At 70.9% G+C, this 16205-nt stretch carries 13 protein-coding genes; 12 read left to right on the top strand and 1 reads right to left on the bottom strand.

Annotated features, from left to right (window positions below; all coding sequences use genetic code 11):
- Nucleotides 1-160 precede the first annotated feature (160 nt).
- From H180DRAFT_RS13920 to mutM, 8 genes are all read left to right on the top strand, one after another.
- Complete coding sequence (locus H180DRAFT_RS13920; protein ID WP_254666021.1) at nt 161-3310, top strand: helicase-related protein; 3150 nt, start codon at nt 161-163, stop codon at nt 3308-3310.
- A gap of 121 nt (nt 3311-3431) precedes the next feature.
- Complete coding sequence (gene rsmD, locus H180DRAFT_RS13915; RefSeq protein ID WP_055486366.1) at nt 3432-4034, top strand: 16S rRNA (guanine(966)-N(2))-methyltransferase RsmD; 603 nt, start codon at nt 3432-3434, stop codon at nt 4032-4034.
- A gap of 53 nt (nt 4035-4087) precedes the next feature.
- A complete protein-coding gene (gene coaD, locus H180DRAFT_RS13910) occupies nt 4088-4567 on the top strand; it encodes a pantetheine-phosphate adenylyltransferase (protein ID WP_055486365.1) in 480 nt (159 codons plus the stop codon).
- 70 nt (nt 4568-4637) lie between these two features.
- A complete protein-coding gene (locus H180DRAFT_RS13905) occupies nt 4638-5768 on the top strand; it encodes an ATP synthase F0 subunit B (RefSeq protein ID WP_055486364.1) in 1131 nt (376 codons plus the stop codon).
- A gap of 164 nt (nt 5769-5932) precedes the next feature.
- Complete coding sequence (locus tag H180DRAFT_RS13900; protein ID WP_175437770.1) at nt 5933-6526, top strand: YceD family protein; 594 nt, start codon at nt 5933-5935, stop codon at nt 6524-6526.
- A 2-nt stretch (nt 6527-6528) separates the two neighbouring features.
- Nucleotides 6529-6702: a 50S ribosomal protein L32 gene (gene rpmF / locus H180DRAFT_RS13895; protein ID WP_028433405.1), complete on the top strand. Its 174-nt coding sequence runs from the start codon at nt 6529-6531 to the stop codon at nt 6700-6702.
- Between the two features lie 19 nt (nt 6703-6721).
- Complete coding sequence (rnc, locus tag H180DRAFT_RS13890; protein ID WP_055486363.1) at nt 6722-7555, top strand: ribonuclease III; 834 nt, start codon at nt 6722-6724, stop codon at nt 7553-7555.
- Between the two features lie 76 nt (nt 7556-7631).
- On the top strand, nt 7632-8549 hold the full coding sequence (gene mutM, locus H180DRAFT_RS13885; protein WP_055486362.1) for a bifunctional DNA-formamidopyrimidine glycosylase/DNA-(apurinic or apyrimidinic site) lyase: 918 nt from the start codon (nt 7632-7634) through the stop codon (nt 8547-8549).
- Nucleotides 8550-8616: 67 nt separating this feature from the next.
- On the opposite strand, the gene H180DRAFT_RS13880 is transcribed toward mutM, so the two are convergent.
- Complete coding sequence (locus H180DRAFT_RS13880) at nt 8617-9435, bottom strand: CAP domain-containing protein (RefSeq protein WP_074466803.1); 819 nt, start codon at nt 9433-9435, stop codon at nt 8617-8619.
- A 343-nt stretch (nt 9436-9778) separates the two neighbouring features.
- Here H180DRAFT_RS13880 and H180DRAFT_RS13875 point away from each other — a divergent pair, with 343 nt between their 5' ends.
- The 4 genes from H180DRAFT_RS13875 to H180DRAFT_RS13860 all read left to right on the top strand — a co-directional run bounded on the left by H180DRAFT_RS13875 (nt 9779) and on the right by H180DRAFT_RS13860 (nt 16146).
- A complete protein-coding gene (locus H180DRAFT_RS13875) occupies nt 9779-10042 on the top strand; it encodes an acylphosphatase (protein ID WP_055486360.1) in 264 nt (87 codons plus the stop codon).
- A gap of 303 nt (nt 10043-10345) precedes the next feature.
- Nucleotides 10346-10558 (top strand): hypothetical protein, encoded by a 213-nt coding sequence (locus H180DRAFT_RS13870; protein ID WP_028435389.1) that lies wholly within the window; start codon nt 10346-10348, stop codon nt 10556-10558.
- A 255-nt stretch (nt 10559-10813) separates the two neighbouring features.
- Nucleotides 10814-14476 carry a chromosome segregation SMC family protein gene (locus tag H180DRAFT_RS13865; RefSeq protein WP_055486359.1) on the top strand — a complete coding sequence of 1221 codons (3663 nt, stop codon included), beginning with the start codon at nt 10814-10816 and terminating at the stop codon, nt 14474-14476.
- Nucleotides 14477-14721: 245 nt separating this feature from the next.
- Nucleotides 14722-16146, top strand: coding sequence for a sugar porter family MFS transporter (locus tag H180DRAFT_RS13860; RefSeq protein WP_055486358.1), 1425 nt, complete (start codon nt 14722-14724; stop codon nt 16144-16146).
- The last annotated feature ends 59 nt before the right edge of the window (nt 16147-16205 follow it).

Genomic DNA, 16205 nt, shown 5'->3' with positions numbered 1-16205 from the left:
TTGCCTCCCCCGGTCTCCTCGCCGGCACAGGCGGCACCGCGCGCCACGAGCCGGACCGGCGGGGACCACAGTCCCGGCCCTCCGCCGCGCGGCACACCGGCCGGGCCCCGGCCTCGTCCATTGCCCCGGTCCTGTCAGCGTGATGGTGTGCAATGGAGGCGTGTCCGCGCTCGACGAATCCCTGAAGAAGCACCTGGGCGGCAGCACCGCCAAGGTCCTGTCCGAACATCTCGGCCTGAACACGGTCGGCGACCTCCTCCACCACTACCCGCGGCGGTACGAGGAGCGCGGTCAGCTGACGCGGCTGTCGGACCTGCCGCTGGACGAGCACGTGACCGTCGTCGCACAGGTCGCCAAGTCCAAGGTGCACACCTTCAACCGCGGCCGGGGGCAGCGGCTCGAGGTCGTTCTCACCGACGGCAGCGGCCAGTTGCAGCTGGTCTTCTTCGGGCGGGGCATCTACCAGCCGCAGAAGGACCTGCAGCCGGGCACGCGGGCGATGTTCGCCGGCAAGGTCGGCGTCTTCAACGGCCGTCTCCAGCTCGCGCATCCGCAGTACGAGAAGCTCGGCGCCGGAAGCGGCAGCGAGGAAGTCGACGCGTTCGCCAACAGGCTGATGCCGATCTATCCGGCCGTGGCGCAGATGGCGTCCTGGAAGATCGCCAAGTCTCTCGGCACGGTGCTCGCCTCGATGCAGGCCACCGGCTGGGACGGCCTCGTCGACCCGCTGCCGTCCGCCATCCGCGAGGAGCGGCGCCTCATCCCGCTGCCCGACGCGTTCGAGAAGGTGCACCGGCCGCGGACGAAGGCCGACGTGGCGGCGGCCCGCGACAGGCTGAAGTGGGACGAGGCCTTCATCCTCCAGGTCGCCCTCGCCCGCCGGAGGGCTGCCGATGCCCAACTGCCCGCCGTGGCACGCGTGCCCGTCGAGGGCGGCCTGCTGGACGCCTTCGACGCCAAGCTGCCCTTCACCCTCACCGACGGGCAGCGCAGTGTCAGCCGTGAAGTCTTCGACGACCTGGCCACCGAACACCCGATGCACCGGCTCCTCCAGGGCGAAGTGGGGTCCGGCAAGGCGCAGCCGCTGGACGCCCTCGTCCTCACGCCGGGCGGGTTCCGCGAGATGCGGGAGATCGGCGTCGGCGACGAGGTGATCACGCCCTCCGGCGAACCGGCGCCGGTGGAGGGGATCTTTCCCCAAGGAGAGCGCGAGGTATGGCGGTTGACGCTCTCCGACGGAAGCACCGTCGAGTGCGACGACGAACACCTGTGGCTCGTGGCCACGGCCGAGGCGTGGGAACGGGGCGAGCGTCCGCAGGTGCTGACCACGCGGGAGATCAGGAACGACCTGACGTCGCCCGCCGGTTCGCCGAAGTGGTATCTGCCGCAGGCGGTCCCGGTGGATCTGGGCGCCCCCGCCGAGGGCCCGGCGGACCCGTATGCGACGGGTGCCGAGCTGGGGCGTCCCGGCGGCGCCGACCGCGTTCCGCGCGCGTTCATGGAGGACTCGGTCAAGAACAGGCTGGCCCTGCTCCGGGGCATCCTCGACGCGGGAGCCGACGGCCGGGAGGACGGGCCCGAACCGGCAGGTGAAGGAGCCGGGGGAGGGGACGCCGTCGTCCTCCGCTCCCGCTGCCGGGCGCTCGCCGAGGACGTCGCGTGGCTGGCGCGCTCCCTCGGCGGACACGCACGCCTCACACCGGAGAGGCCCCCGCACGACGGGCCGACGCCGGCGGAGTCGGCCGTCACGGTGCTGCTGCCGCCGGAACACGGCCCGTTCCGCCCGGAGGCCGGGGAGGTCCGCGGCACCGCAAGGGGGAGCGCACCCCGTTCGCTGCGCCGGTCCGTACGTGCGGCCGACCCCGTGGGCCGCAAGCAGGTCCAGTGCATCAGCGTGCGCCACCCCGACAGCGCCTACGTCACCGACAACTTCACGGTCACGCACAACACGATGGTGGCCACGCGCGCGATGCTGACCGTCGTCGACAGCGGCGGCCAGGCCGCGCTGCTCGCCCCCACCGAGGTCCTCGCGCAGCAGCATCACCGCTCCGTGACGGGCCTGATGGGCGAGCTCGCCGAGGGCGGCATGCTCGGCGGCGCGGAGAACGCCACGAAGGTCGTGCTGCTCACCGGCTCCATGGGCGCCGCCGCCCGCCGCCAGGCCCTGCTGGACCTGGCCACGGGGGAAGCCGGGATCGTCATCGGCACGCACGCGCTGATCGAGGACAAGGTCCGCTTCCACGACCTGGGTCTCGTCGTCGTCGACGAGCAGCACCGCTTCGGCGTGGAGCAGCGGGACGCCCTGCGCTCCAAGGGAGTTCACCCGCCGCACCTGCTGGTGATGACGGCTACGCCCATCCCGCGCACCGTCGCCATGACCGTCTTCGGCGATCTGGAGACCTCCGTGCTGGACCAGCTCCCGGCAGGCCGCTCTCCCATCGCCAGCCATGTCGTGCCCGCGAGGGACAAGCCGCACTTCCTGGCCCGTACGTGGGAGCGCGTACGGGAGGAGACGGAGGCCGGGCACCAGACGTACGTGGTCTGTCCGCGCATCGGCGACGAGGAGGAGCAGGAAGGGGCCGGCAAGCCGGCGGGCAGCTCCGGCAGGCGGAAGACCGCAGGACGCGACAGAGCGGCGGAGGAAGCGGCGCAGGGGGAGGGGGAAGGGGCCGCCGACGGCGAGGACGAGAGCAGGCGCCCGCCGCTGTCCGTGCTCGACACCGTGGCGCAGCTGCGCGAGGGGCCGCTGGCCGGGCTTCGAGTGGAGGCGCTGCACGGGCGGATGCAGCCGGACGTCAAGGACGACGTCATGCGCCGCTTCGCCGAGGGAGAGGTCGACGTCCTCGTCGCGACGACCGTCATCGAGGTCGGCGTGGACGTACCGAACGCCACCGTCATGGTGATCATGGACGCGGACCGGTTCGGCGTCTCCCAGCTCCACCAGCTGCGCGGACGCGTCGGCCGTGGTTCCGCAGCCGGCCTGTGCCTGCTGGTCACCGAGGCGCCGGAGGCGGGCCCCGCCCGTGCCCGGCTGGACGCGGTCGCCGCCACGCTGGACGGCTTCGAGCTCTCCCGCGTCGACCTGGAACAGCGCCGGGAGGGCGACGTGCTGGGGCAGGCGCAGTCGGGCGTCCGCACCTCGCTGCGGATGCTCGCCGTGATCGAGGACGAGGAGATCATCGAGGCGGCGCGGCGGGCGGCGACCGCCGTCGTGGCGGAGGACCCCGGTCTGGAGCGGCTGCCGGAGCTGCGCACCGCGCTGGCGGCCCTGCTCGACGAGGAGCGCGAGGACTTCCTCGACAAGGGATGACGGGGACGGCCGGCCGCCGCCCCGGGGCGGGCGGGCGAGCCGCCGCCGTGGGATCCTCGGTTGCGACGGCCGGAGTCCGGGCCGGTACCGGCCGCACGAGAGAACGAAGGGCACCCGCACCATGACCCGCGTGATCGCAGGAGCCGTCGGCGGCCGCCGCCTGACCGTGCCGCCGGGCCAGGGCACGCGGCCCACCTCCGACCGCGCGCGCGAGGGCATGTTCTCCAGCTGGGAGGCTCAGTTGGGCGGCTCGGGCACGGCTGCCTGGCACGGCAGACGCGTACTCGACCTGTACGGCGGTTCCGGCGCGGTCGGCCTCGAAGCGCTCTCGCGCGGCGCTGCTCACGTGCTCCTCGTCGAGTCGGACGCCCGCGCGGCCCGCACCATCCGGCAGAACGTGCGTGCGCTGGGGCTGCCCGGTGCCGAGGTGCGCCACGCCAAGGCCGAGGCGGCCATCGCCGGTTCACCGCCCGGCGACCCCTACGACGTGATCTTCCTGGACCCCCCGTACGCCGTCACGGACGAGCAGGTCCGCGAGATTCTGCTCACACTCCGCTCCGGGCCCTGGCTGACCGACGACGCGCTCGTCACCGTGGAGCGGAGTACGCGTGGCGGCGAATTCCGCTGGCCCGGGGGCTTTGTGGGCCTGCGGGCCAGGCGCTACGGCGAAGGGACGCTCTGGTACGGTCGCGCCGCCGCGAGCGGAGAGACCCCCACACCATGAACTCCGCGGACACCCCACAGACCCCCCATCGTCCGGAGAGCGAGGAACCACCAGTGCGTCGCGCAGTCTGTCCGGGATCCTTCGACCCCATCACCAACGGACACCTCGACATCATCGCCCGCGCCTCCAAGCTCTACGACTCGGTCTACGTGGCCGTGATGATCAACAAGTCGAAGCAGGGCCTGTTCTCCGTGGACGAGCGCATCGACCTCATCCACGAAGTGACCGCCGCCTTCGGCAACGTGCGCGTGGAGGCCTTCCACGGACTGCTCGTCGACTTCTGCAAGGACCGCGACATCCCCGCCATCGTCAAGGGGCTCCGTGCGGTTTCGGACTTCGACTACGAGCTGCAGATGGCGCAGATGAACAACGGCCTCTCCGGCGTCGAGACGCTCTTCGTGCCGACCAACCCCACCTACAGCTTCCTCTCCTCCAGCCTGGTCAAGGAGGTTGCCACCTGGGGCGGCGACGTCTCCAACCTGGTGCCCGAGCCGGTGCAGCGCGCTCTGGCGGCGCGTCTCACCAAGCCGTGAGCCTGCCGGAAGGGGCCGAGTCGGGGCATCGGCTGTCGAGTTGAGTGCGACTGGCCGTACAGTCGCTTCCGTGGACGTTCAGCAGAAACTCGACGAGATCGTGACGGCGGTGGACAGCGCTCGCGCGATGCCCATGTCGGCCTCCTGCGTGGTGAACCGGGCCGAACTGCTCGCCATGCTGGAAGAAGTGCGCCAGGCGCTGCCCGGATCGCTCGCACAGGCCGAGGAACTGCTCGGAGGGCGCGAGCAGATGGTCGCCGAGGCCCAAGCCGAGGCGCAGCGGATCATCGAGTCGGGGCACGCCGAGCGCGGCTCACTGGTCTCCGGCACGGAGATCGTCCGCCAGGCGCAGGCCGAGGCCGAACAGGTCCTGACCCAGGCCCGGCAGGAGGCCGCGGAGATCCGGGCCGAGGCGGACGACTACGTCGACAGCAAACTCGCCAACTTCGAGGTCGTGCTCAGCAAGACCATCGGCTCCGTCGAGCGGGGCCGCGAGAAGCTGCTGGGCAGCGGGCCGGGTTCGGAGGAGTGGAACGAGGAGTACGCCGAGGACGCCCCGGAACGCTCCTCCGACCCGCAGGAGTTGCGGGAGCGCGCGGACAACTACGTCGACGCCAGGCTGGGTTCGGTCTCGGCGGTGCTCGCGAAGACGCTGGAGGCGGTGGGCAGGGGCCGCTCCAAGCTCCTGGGACACCGTCCGTCCGACGAACTCGGTGCCCACATGGCCGCGCAGGACGCGGCCGGGCAGGACATCCACACCAGCGACGCCGACTACATGGCCGGCCTGGCCTCCGCCGGTGAGCCCCGGTCCGCGACGACGCCCGCCGTCCCGGCTCCGGCCGCCCCCGCACAGCCCGCCTACCAGCCCGTCGCCGCCGCCGACCCGTACGCGGCGCACGCGCAGCAGGATGCGTACTACGGGGGCCAGGACGCCTACGCCTACCAGCAGCAGTACGCGTACTACGGACAGCAGCAGGACCCGTACTACGCGCAGCAGGCCCACTTCCCCCAGGACCAGAGCCAGAACCAGCACTACCCCGGCCACCCGCAGGCCCACCAGGAGATGCAGGGCGGGCAGCCCCAGCTCGAGGAGACCAGCTTCTTCGACACGAGCATGATCGACCTGGACCAGGTCCGCGAGTACGAGGCCCGCCACGGCCAGGGTCACGGCCACGGCCCGGGCTACGGGCAGGGTGGCTGATACCGGCCGGGACTCGATTGGGCGGAGGCGGGACGGTCCAGTATCCTGGCTCTTCGGTCACGCGCACATGGCGATGACTGCTGCCCGGAGCCAACGGCCGGGCGGTGCCACACCGTAGAAAGCAGGAAGCCCTGAACGCCCGCCTCGACCCCCGAGCCCCCCTCGTGTTCGACACACGGGAGCTGGGGCGCCGGCCCGGCGCGATGAAGCAGCTGTCCCGCACGGTGAAGTCTCCCGGAGACCTCGGCGTAGAGGTCCTCGGGGTGCCTGACGACGCGACGATCGAGCTTGACCTCCGTCTGGAGTCGGTCATGGAGGGGGTGCTCGTCACGGGCACCGCCCGTGCACCGCTCAAGGGGGAGTGCGTAAGGTGTCTGGAGCCGCTCGAGCAGGAATGCGAGGCGGATTTCCAGGAGTTGTTCTCCTACCCCGACGCCGACGACCGGAGCCGCCCAGGCGCGGACACCGGCGACGACGCCGAGGAGGAGGAGACGTTCTCCATCGAGGGCGACTATTTCGACCTCGAGCCCGTGCTGCGGGACGCGGTGGTGCTGTCACTGCCGCTGCAGCCGGTGTGCCGGGAAGACTGCCCCGGGCTGTGTGCCACGTGCGGCGCACGTCTGGCGGACGACCCGGAACACGATCACGAAGACGCCGTCGACATCCGTTGGGCGGCACTGCAGGGACTCGCCGAAACCATGAAGGACGGCGAGAAGGACGCGCCCCGCGAAGCCGGGGATGACACACAGGAGAAGTAGCCGTGGCTGTTCCGAAGCGGAAGATGTCGCGCAGCAACACGCGCCACCGCCGGTCGCAGTGGAAGGCTGCGGTCCCCACCCTGGTGAAGTGCGAGCGCTGCCAGGAGCCCAAGCAGCAGCACATCGCGTGCCCGAACTGCGGCACCTACAACAAGCGACAGGTCCTCGAGGTCTGATCGGCTGGTGACAGGCTCCATGTCAGACGCTCCGGCACATGGAAGCGCTGACCGCCGCGGAGGAACGCACCGGGCGGCAGCGGCGGATCTGGTGGATGAGGCCTCGTCCCACGCGATTCTGGAAGGGCGGCTCGAGTACCGGCTCGAGCCCGCCCTTCTGGTGCGTGCGCTGACCCACCGCTCCTACGCGTACGAGAACGGCGGACTGCCGACCAACGAACGCCTCGAATTCCTCGGCGACTCCGTCCTCGGCCTGGTCGTCACCGACACGCTCTACCGCCTCCACCCCGACCTCGCGGAGGGCCAGCTCGCCAAGCTGCGCGCCGCCGTGGTCAACTCCCGCGCCCTGGCCAAGGTGGCCCGGGAGCTGGAACTGGGGGCCTTCATCCGCCTCGGCCGGGGCGAGGAGGGCACGGGAGGCCGTGACAAGGCCTCCATCCTGGCCGACACCCTGGAGGCCGTGATCGGCGCGGTCTACCTGGACAAGGGCCTGGAGGCGGCGGGTGAGCTCATCCACCGGCTCTTCGACCCGCTGATCGAGCAGTCCTCGAACCTCGGCGCCGGCCTGGACTGGAAGACCAGCCTCCAGGAGCTCACCGCGGCCGAGGGGCTGGGTGTTCCGGAGTACCTGGTCACGGAGACCGGCCCCGACCACGAGAAGATCTTCACGGCTGCTGCCCGCGTCGGTGGTGTCGCGTACGGCACCGGCACCGGCCGCAGCAAGAAGGAAGCGGAACAGCAGGCGGCGGAGACGGCCTGGCGGGCCATCCGCGAGGCCACGGCCGGCGACGACTCGTCGTCCTCCGGACCGGAGACCCCGTCCGGCACCAGGGCCCCGTCCCAGGGCGTCTGACGAGACCGGCCCGGCCGCCCCGCCTCGCGCGGGTCCCGGCCGGGCCGTCGCGTCACTGTTCCATGTGAGGAGAAGCGTGCCCGAGCTGCCCGAGGTCGAAGTGGTGCGCCGCGGCCTGGAGCGCTGGGCGAGCGGCCGGACGATCACGGGCGTCGAGGTGCTTCACCCCCGTGCCGTGCGGCGGCACGTGGCGGGCGCGGAGGATTTCGCGGCCCGGCTGCGCGGACACCGCTTCGGGCCCGCCCGGCGCCGCGGCAAGTATCTGTGGCTGCCCCTGGACCCCGGCGTCTGTGTGCTCGCCCACCTCGGCATGAGCGGGCAGCTCCTCATCCAGCCCGCCGACGCTCCGGACGAGAAGCACCTGCGCATCCGCATCACCTTCGAGAACCCGGAGGCGGGCGAGCTGCGCTTCGTCGACCAGCGCACCTTCGGCGGTCTGTCCCTGCATCCCGAGTCCGTCGTCCCGGAATCCGGTGCGCTGCCCGACGTGATCGCGCACATCGCCCGTGATCCGCTCGACCCGCTCTTCGACGAGCGGGCCTTCCACGGCGCCCTGCGCCGCCGCCGTACGACCATCAAGCGGGCCCTGCTCGATCAGTCGCTGATCAGCGGGGTGGGCAACATCTACGCCGACGAGGCACTGTGGCGGGCCAGGCTCCACTACGAACGGCCCACGGCGTCGCTGACGCGGCCCCGCACCACCGAGCTGCTGGGCCACGTCCGCGACGTCATGAACGCCGCGCTCGCCGCCGGCGGTACGAGCTTCGACAGTCTCTACGTCAACGTCAACGGGGAGTCCGGCTACTTCGAGCGCTCTCTCGACGCCTACGGGCGTGAGGGCGAGCCCTGCCGGCGCTGTGGCGCCTCTGTGCGCCGCCGCCCCTGGATGAACCGCTCCAGCTACTACTGCCCGAGGTGCCAGCCCCCGCCTCGCCCGCGCCCCACAGTGCCCGTGCCGCCGGGACGTGCGGGGAAGCGGATCGGTCCCCGGTGACCGGACCGGCAAGGGCGGAGCCCCGGCAGGCCATGACCTGTCGGGGCTCCCAAGTGTGCTGCGGTGCTCAGTAACCGAAGTCCTGCGTCCACCAGGGTCCGTCTTCGTCGACGTATTCGCCGACGCCCATCGTGCGGTATTCGCAGTTGAGGATGTTCGCGCGGTGCGAGGGGCTGCGCATCCAGTCCTCCACCACTTCCTCGGGGCTCTCCTGGCCGCGGGCGATGTTCTCGCCGCCCAGGTCCAGGATGCCGAGGTCCTCGGCGCGGTCCCAGGGGCTCGATCCGTCGGGGCCGAGGTGGCTGAAGAAGCCCTCGATCGCCATGCTGCGGCTGAAGTCCCCGGCCAGCTCCGCGAGTTTGCTGCTGGCCTTGACCGGCTTGCAGCCCGCGTCCTCGCGCTCTTCGTTGACCAGCGCCAGGACCTGGGCCTCGTCCTGCTCGGTCTGGCTCAGGCCGCCCGACGACCCGCCGGAGTTGCCGGAGCCACCGCCGCTGCCGTTGCCCTGGCCGTTCCCGTTGCCCTGGCCGTTCCCGCCGGAGCCGCCGTTGCCGTTGCCCTGGCCGTTCCCGCTGGAGCCGCCGTTGCCGTCGCCGTTGCCCGTCTCGCCGCTGCCCTGGCCGTTCCCGCCACCCGGCTCGGCAGGCTGCGTCTGACCCGGGTCCTGGTTCCCGCCGCCGGGCTGCGAGGGGTCCGGGGGCACGTTTCCGCCCTCGGGGCCGCCGTCGCCGATCGGGTCCGAACCGCCTTCGGGGGCGGGCACGTTGGGCTTGGACGACTGGTCGGGAGGACCACCACCCGCCTGGACATCGCTGTACTGCGTACCAGCAGCGCCTCCCGGGCTGGGAAGCACTGTGGAAGCGACGGCCACCGCGCCCATTGCCATCGCCGCTGACGCTCCCAGAATCCCGGCCCGTGCCGAGAGCCCGCCCCGCTGTACAACCGGGGGTGCCGGCCTACGGTGCGAGGAGCGCTGCCGAGGTCCCATGTCGTAAGTGACGACCGGACCGGGAGCGTGGGAGACACGTCTGTGACGGCCCATCTCAGAAAGTCCTCACGTGTTCGGCTTTCAAAGCCTCATCCGATCGAGTGAAGCTTGGTGGGCGGGACTTTACGCCATGACAGACGGGGCGCATGTGCCGACCGAGGAAATGTCCGGATAGCGTGCGGCCATGACTTCGGGTAATACGAAGCCGGATGACAATGACTCGTCAGTAACAACGGTGCGCATGACGGCCTGGGTGCGCGGCCGGGTCCAGGGCGTCGGCTTCCGCTGGTTCACGCGTGCGGCCGCTCTGCGCATAGGGGGTCTCGAGGGCTTCGTGGTCAACCTCGGTGACGGACGGGTCCAGGTCGTCGCCGAGGGAGGGCGGCTCCAGGGCGAAGCGCTGCTGGAGTGGCTGCGCTCCGACGACACGCCCGGGAAGGTCGACGGCGTCACCGAGATCTGGGGCCGGCCGCGCGGAGGCTACACCGGCTTCGTCATTCGATGATCCAAACCGGTTGCCATTCGCGTCTGACCATGCAAAGCTGCCGCAACGAGTGGTGGAGAGTGATCATTACGCCCCCCGCGGGCCGCCGCCTCCGGCGCATGTACGCCGTCGAGCAAGGGCCGCCCAGGGCCGCGGGGCGTGATCGTGTTGACCGTCAAACCATTTGGTGAGAAGCTTGAAGTCCCCCGCAACCGGACTGTTTGATCCGGAAAAACAAGTTCAGAAGTGGTACAGCGGGCGCGAAATTTCCCTCACGACCAGCCACCACTCGGGTTGGTCACTCAGTGTGGAGGACCATCGATCATGGCAAAGGCGCTTCTCGGTTACGTCGGCGGCTCCGACCCCCGAGTCCTCGCCGAGATGCGACGGCTGCAGCAGCGTGTCCAGGACCTGGAATCCGAACTTGTACGGATGCAGGCCGAGAACGACGCTCTGTCGGCTGCCGCACGGCATCAGGACTCGATGCTCGAAGGCATCGACATCGACGTACACCAGGCAGAGCCTGCGCTGACCTGACCTGACTGCTCCGGGCCGGGCCGGCGTGCAGCCTGCCGCTCATGAAATCCGCGAGGGACGCTTCGGCGTCCCTTCGTTGTTTCCGGGTGGTGCTTCCTCCACCTCATCGTGTGGCGTGGGCTGTTGGGCGCTGCGCTTACCGACTGATGTGCCCCACGCCTCACATGGTGAAACCGAAAGGAACGCCGGGAGTTCGCCGCGCTCCGTGGCAGTCCCGGACGGGCGGGGTCGCCGAGTGGACTAGAGTCCGACGGCGTGCACCTCAAGAGCCTGACACTGCGGGGATTCAAGTCCTTCGCCTCCGCCACGACGCTGCGCTTCGAGCCCGGCATCACCTGCGTCGTAGGTCCCAACGGCTCCGGCAAGTCCAATGTCGTGGACGCCCTGTCGTGGGTGATGGGGGAGCAGGGCGCCAAGTCGTTGCGCGGCGGCAAGATGGAGGACGTCATCTTCGCCGGTACGACCGGGCGGCCGCCGCTCGGCCGCGCCGAGGTCTCCCTCACCATCAACAACGCCGACGGCGCGCTGCCCATCGACTACGCCGAGGTCACCATCACGCGGATCATGTTCCGCAACGGCGGCAGCGAATACCAGATCAACGGGGACACCTGCCGGCTGCTGGACGTCCAGGAGCTGCTGTCGGACTCCGGCATCGGCCGGGAGATGCACGTCATCGTCGGCCAGGGCCAGCTCGACGGCGTACTGCACGCCGACCCGAACGGGCGGCGCGCCTTCATCGAGGAGGCCGCGGGAGTCCTCAAGCACCGCAAGCGCAAGGAGAAGGCGCTGCGGAAGCTGGACGCTATGCAGGCGAACCTCGCGCGCGTACAGGACCTGACCGACGAACTGCGGCGCCAGCTCAAGCCGCTCGGCCGTCAGGCCGCCGTGGCGCGAAAGGCGCAGGTCATCCAGGCCGATCTGCGGGACGCCAGGCTGCGGTTGCTGGCGGACGACCTGGTGACCCTCAAGGAAGCGCTCAGATCGGAGATCGCCGACGAGGCCGCGCTCAAGGAGCGCAAGGACGCCGTCGAGGCACGGCTGAAGGAAGCGCTGCGGCGCGAGGCCGAGCTCGAAGCGCAGGTGCGGATGCTGACGCCGCGTCTGGAGCGCGCCCAGCAGACCTGGTACGAACTCTCACAGCTCGCCGAGCGGGTGCGGGGCACCATCGGGCTCGCGGACCAGCGCGTCCAGCATGCCGGGGCCGAGCCCGTCGAGGAGCGTCGAGGCCGCGACCCGGAGGACATGGAGCGGGAAGCGGTCCGCATCCGCGAGCAGGAGGCGGAGCTGGAGGCCGCTCTGGAGGCGGCCGAACGGGCACTGGACGACACCGTCTCGCACCGGGCCGAGCTGGAGAGGCAGCTGCACGAGGAGGAGCGCCGCCTCAAGGACGCGGCCCGTGCCATCGCCGACCGCCGCGAGGGCCTTGCGAGGCTGCACGGTCAGGTGAACGCGGCCCGCAGCCGGGCGGCTTCGGCGCAGTCCGAGATCGACAGGCTGACGTCCGCGCGGGACGAGGCGCAGGAGCGCGCCGCCGCCGCGCAGGAGGAGTACGAGACCCTCCAGGCGGAGGTCGAGGGGCTCGACGCGGGTGACACCGAGCTGGCCGAGCAGCACGAGGCCGCCAAGCGTGAGCTCGCCGACGCGGAGGCGGCGCTCTCCGCGGCCCGTGACGCCGTCACCACCGTCGAGCGGGAACGTGCTGCCACCTCCGCACGCCACGACGCTCTCGCGCTGGGCCTGCGCCGCAAGGACGGCACCGGTGCGCTGCTGTCCGCCACGGACGCGCTGACCGGGCTGCTGGGCCCGGCGGCCGAACTGCTGAGCGTCACACCGGGGTTCGAGGTGCCGGTCGCCGCGGCTCTGGGAGCCGCGGCCGACGCGGTCGCCGTCGCCGACACCTCCACCGCCGCGGACGCGCTGCGGCTGCTGCGCAAGCACGACGCGGGCCGGGCGGCGCTGCTGCTGGGCTCCGCAGCGCCGCCCACGCCCGCCTCCACGCCCGCCTCCACGCCCGCCTCGTCCGGCTCGACGTCCGGCTCGACGTCCGGCTCCGCGCCCGCCTCCGCCATGGGTGCGGCGGCGCCGGAGCCGGCCGTGCGGGGCGAGGGCGGGCCGACACCGGTCGCGCAACTGGTACGGGCCCCCGCCGAGCTGATGCCGTCCGTGCACAGGCTGCTGCGGGACATGGTGGTCGTGGGGACGCTGGAGGACGCCGAGCAGACAGTGGCGGAACAGCCCGGCACGGTGGCGGTGACGGCCGAAGGCGACGTGCTGGGCGCCCACTTCGCCCAGGGCGGCTCCGCCGGTGCCCCCAGCCTCCTGGAGGCACAGGCGGCCGTGGACGAGGCCGCGGCGGAGCTGGAGGAGCTGGCGGCCCGCCACTCCGGGCTGAGCGAGGAGCAGGAGCGGGCGAAGGCGCGGCGCCGGGAGTGCGCGGCACTCGTCGAGGAGCTGGGGTCGCGGCGGAGCGCGGCCGACAAGGAGAAGTCGCAGATCGCCGGACGGCTCGGAACGCTGGGCGGTCAGGCCCGCGGCGCCGCGGGTGAGGCCGAGCGCACCGCTTCGGCCGTCGCGAAGGCCGAGGCGGCCCTCGTCAAGGCGAACGAGGAGGCCGAGGAGCTGGCGGAGCGGCTGGCCGTCGCCGAGGAGGCCGAACAGGGCGAGGACGTCGAGCCGGACACCTCCCTGCGTGACCGGCTCTCTGCCGACGGGGCCAACGCGCGCCAGACGGAGATGGAGGCGCGGCTCCAGGTGCGCACGCACGAGGAGCGCGTCAAGTCGCTCGCGGGGCGGGCGGATTCACTCGACCGCGCGGCCCGCGCGGAACGTGAGGCCCGCGTACGTGCCGAGCGGCGGCGGGCGCGGATGCGGCACGAGGCCGAGGTCGCCGGGGCGGTGGCCTCCGGGGCGCGGCAGCTGCTGGCACACGTCGAGGCGTCCCTGAGCCGGGCGGCCGAGGAGCGCGAGGCGGCCGGCCAGGCGAAGAGCGAGCGGGAGCGGGCCCTGGCCGCGGAGCGCAACGCGGGCCGCGAACTGAAGGACGAACTGGACAAGCTGACCGACTCCATGCACCGCGGCGAGGTGCTGGGCGCCGAGAAGCGCATGCGGGTCGAACAGTTGGAGACGAAGGCGCTGGAGGAGCTCGGCGTCGAGCCTGCCGGCCTGATCAGCGACTACGGCCCGGACCAGCTCGTGCCGCCGTCCCCGCCCGCGGAAGGCGAGGAACTCCCCGAGGACCCGGAGCATCCCCGCAACAAGCCGGTGCCCTTTGTGCGGGCCGCGCAGGAGAAGCGGCTGAAGGCGGCGGAGCGCGCGTACCAGAAGCTGGGAAAGATCAATCCGCTGGCGCTGGAGGAGTACGCGGCGCTGGAGGAGCGGCATCAGTTCCTGAGCGAGCAGCTCGAGGACCTGAAGAAGACCCGGGCGGACCTGCTCCAGGTGGTGAAGGAGGTCGACGAGCGCGTCGAACAGGTCTTCACGGAGGCGTACTACGACACGGCGCGGGAGTTCGAGGGCGTCTTCTCGAGGCTCTTCCCGGGCGGCGAGGGCCGTCTGGTGCTGACGGATCCGGACAACATGCTCAGCACCGGCGTCGACGTCGAGGCACGGCCCCCCGGCAAGAAGGTCAAGCGGCTCTCACTGCTCTCCGGCGGCGAGCGGTCGCTGACGGCGGTGGCGCTGCTGGTGTCGATCTTCAAGGCGCGGCCCAGCCCCTTCTACGTCATGGACGAGGTGGAGGCGGCGCTGGACGACACCAACCTTCAGCGGCTGATCGGCCTCATCGAGGAGCTCAAGGACAGCTCCCAGCTCATCGTGATCACGCACCAGAAGCGCACGATGGAGGTCGCCGACGCGCTGTACGGCGTCTCGATGCAGGGCGACGGCGTGACCAAGGTCATCAGCCAGCGACTGAGTTGAGCCCCGGTCAGGTCCGTCAGGTGCCGTAACGCGTCCTGGTGCACCTTCTCTTCACATCTTGAATGTCTAAGTGACGGGCGTAACGTCGATTCCATCAGACTCGACCTATTGACTTCGAAACTTAAAGCCATAGTCTCTGCAGCGTCACTTTTACCTTCAAGCGGTGTTGCGTGCAGTGTGCGTGCCCGCCTCGGAGGCGACAAAGTCCCGAACCCGGTCTGAGCGCCGGGCACGCAGGAGAGACCTTGACGAGCACACCACAGTCGGCGCCACCGGCGGCAGGCGGCCAGACCGCCCCGCTCGGACGTGTCGTCTTCATCGCAGCAGCCGCCGCCATGGGCGGCTTCCTCTTCGGCTACGACAGCTCCGTGATCAACGGAGCCGTGGAGGCGGTACGCGGCAGGTTCGAGGCCGGCTCGGCCATGCTGGCCCAGGTCATCGCCGCCGCTCTCATCGGCTGCGCGGTGGGCGCGGCACTCGCCGGGCGCATGGCCGACCGCATAGGCCGGATCAGGGTGATGCAGATAGCCGCCGTGATCTTCGCGATGAGCGCCGTCGGGTCGGCGCTGCCGTTCGGGCTCTGGGACCTCGCCCTGTGGCGCGTGCTCGGCGGGGTCGCCATCGGCATGGCCTCCGTGATCGGGCCCGCCTACATCGCCGAGGTCTCCCCGCCGGAGTACCGCGGACGCCTCGCCTCGTTCCAGCAGGCCGCGATCGTCACCGGCATCGCCGCGTCCCAGCTGGTCAACTTCGCGATCCTCACACTCGCCGACGGCGACCAGCGCGGGGAGCTGGCGGGCCTGGAGGCGTGGCAGTGGATGCTCGGCATCGAGTTGATCCCGTCGGTCGCCTACTTCCTGCTCTCGTACGCCATCCCCGAGTCGCCCCGCTACCTGATCTCCGTCGGACAGCACGCCAGGGCCCGCGAGGTGCTCAGCAGCGTCGAGGGCGAGCACGACCGCATCGACACGCGGCTCACCGAGATCGAGCACGGCATGCGTACCGAGCACAAGTCGACGTTCAAGGATCTGCTCGGCGGGCGCTTCGGCTTCCTGCCCATCGTCTGGGTCGGCATCGGGCTGTCGGTCTTCCAGCAGCTGGTCGGCATCAACGTGGTCTTCTACTACTCCGCGACGCTGTGGCAGTCCGTCGGGATCAATCCGGAGAGCTCGTTCTTCTACTCCTTCACGACCTCGATCGTGAACATCGTCGGCACCGTCATCGCGATGCTGCTGGTCGACAAGATCGGCCGGAAGCCGCTCGGCCTCATCGGATCGGTCGGCATGAGCGTCTCGCTGGCCCTCGTGGCCTGGGCCTTCTCGGCCGTCCGCGGATCGGGGGAGAACGTCTCGCTGCCGGACACACAGGGCACTGTCGCCCTCGTGGGTGCCCACACCTTCACGCTCTTCTTCGCCCTCTCCTGGGGCGTCGTGGTGTGGGTGCTGCTCGGGGAGATCTTCCCCAACAAGCTCCGCGCCGCCGGCCTCGGAGTCGCCGCTGCCGCCCAGTGGATCGCCAACTGGGTCATCACCGCCAGCTTTCCGAGCCTCTCGGAGTGGAACCTGTCCGGCACATACGTGATCTACACGGTCTTCGCCCTGCTCTCGATCCCGTTCCTGCTCAAGTGGGTTCCGGAACCGAAGGGCAAGGCGTTGGAGGAGATGGGCTGACCTAACCCCGCCGCCCTCTCCTCTGCACGGCCGCCGCCCCGGTCCGACACCGGGGCGGC

Origin of the sequence: Streptomyces sp. WMMB 322, assembly GCF_900090145.1 — a bacterium.
Taxonomy (GTDB): domain Bacteria; phylum Actinomycetota; class Actinomycetes; order Streptomycetales; family Streptomycetaceae; genus Streptomyces.
Note: the sequence above shows the minus strand (reverse complement) of the source record. Positions and strands in the feature narration are given on the sequence as shown.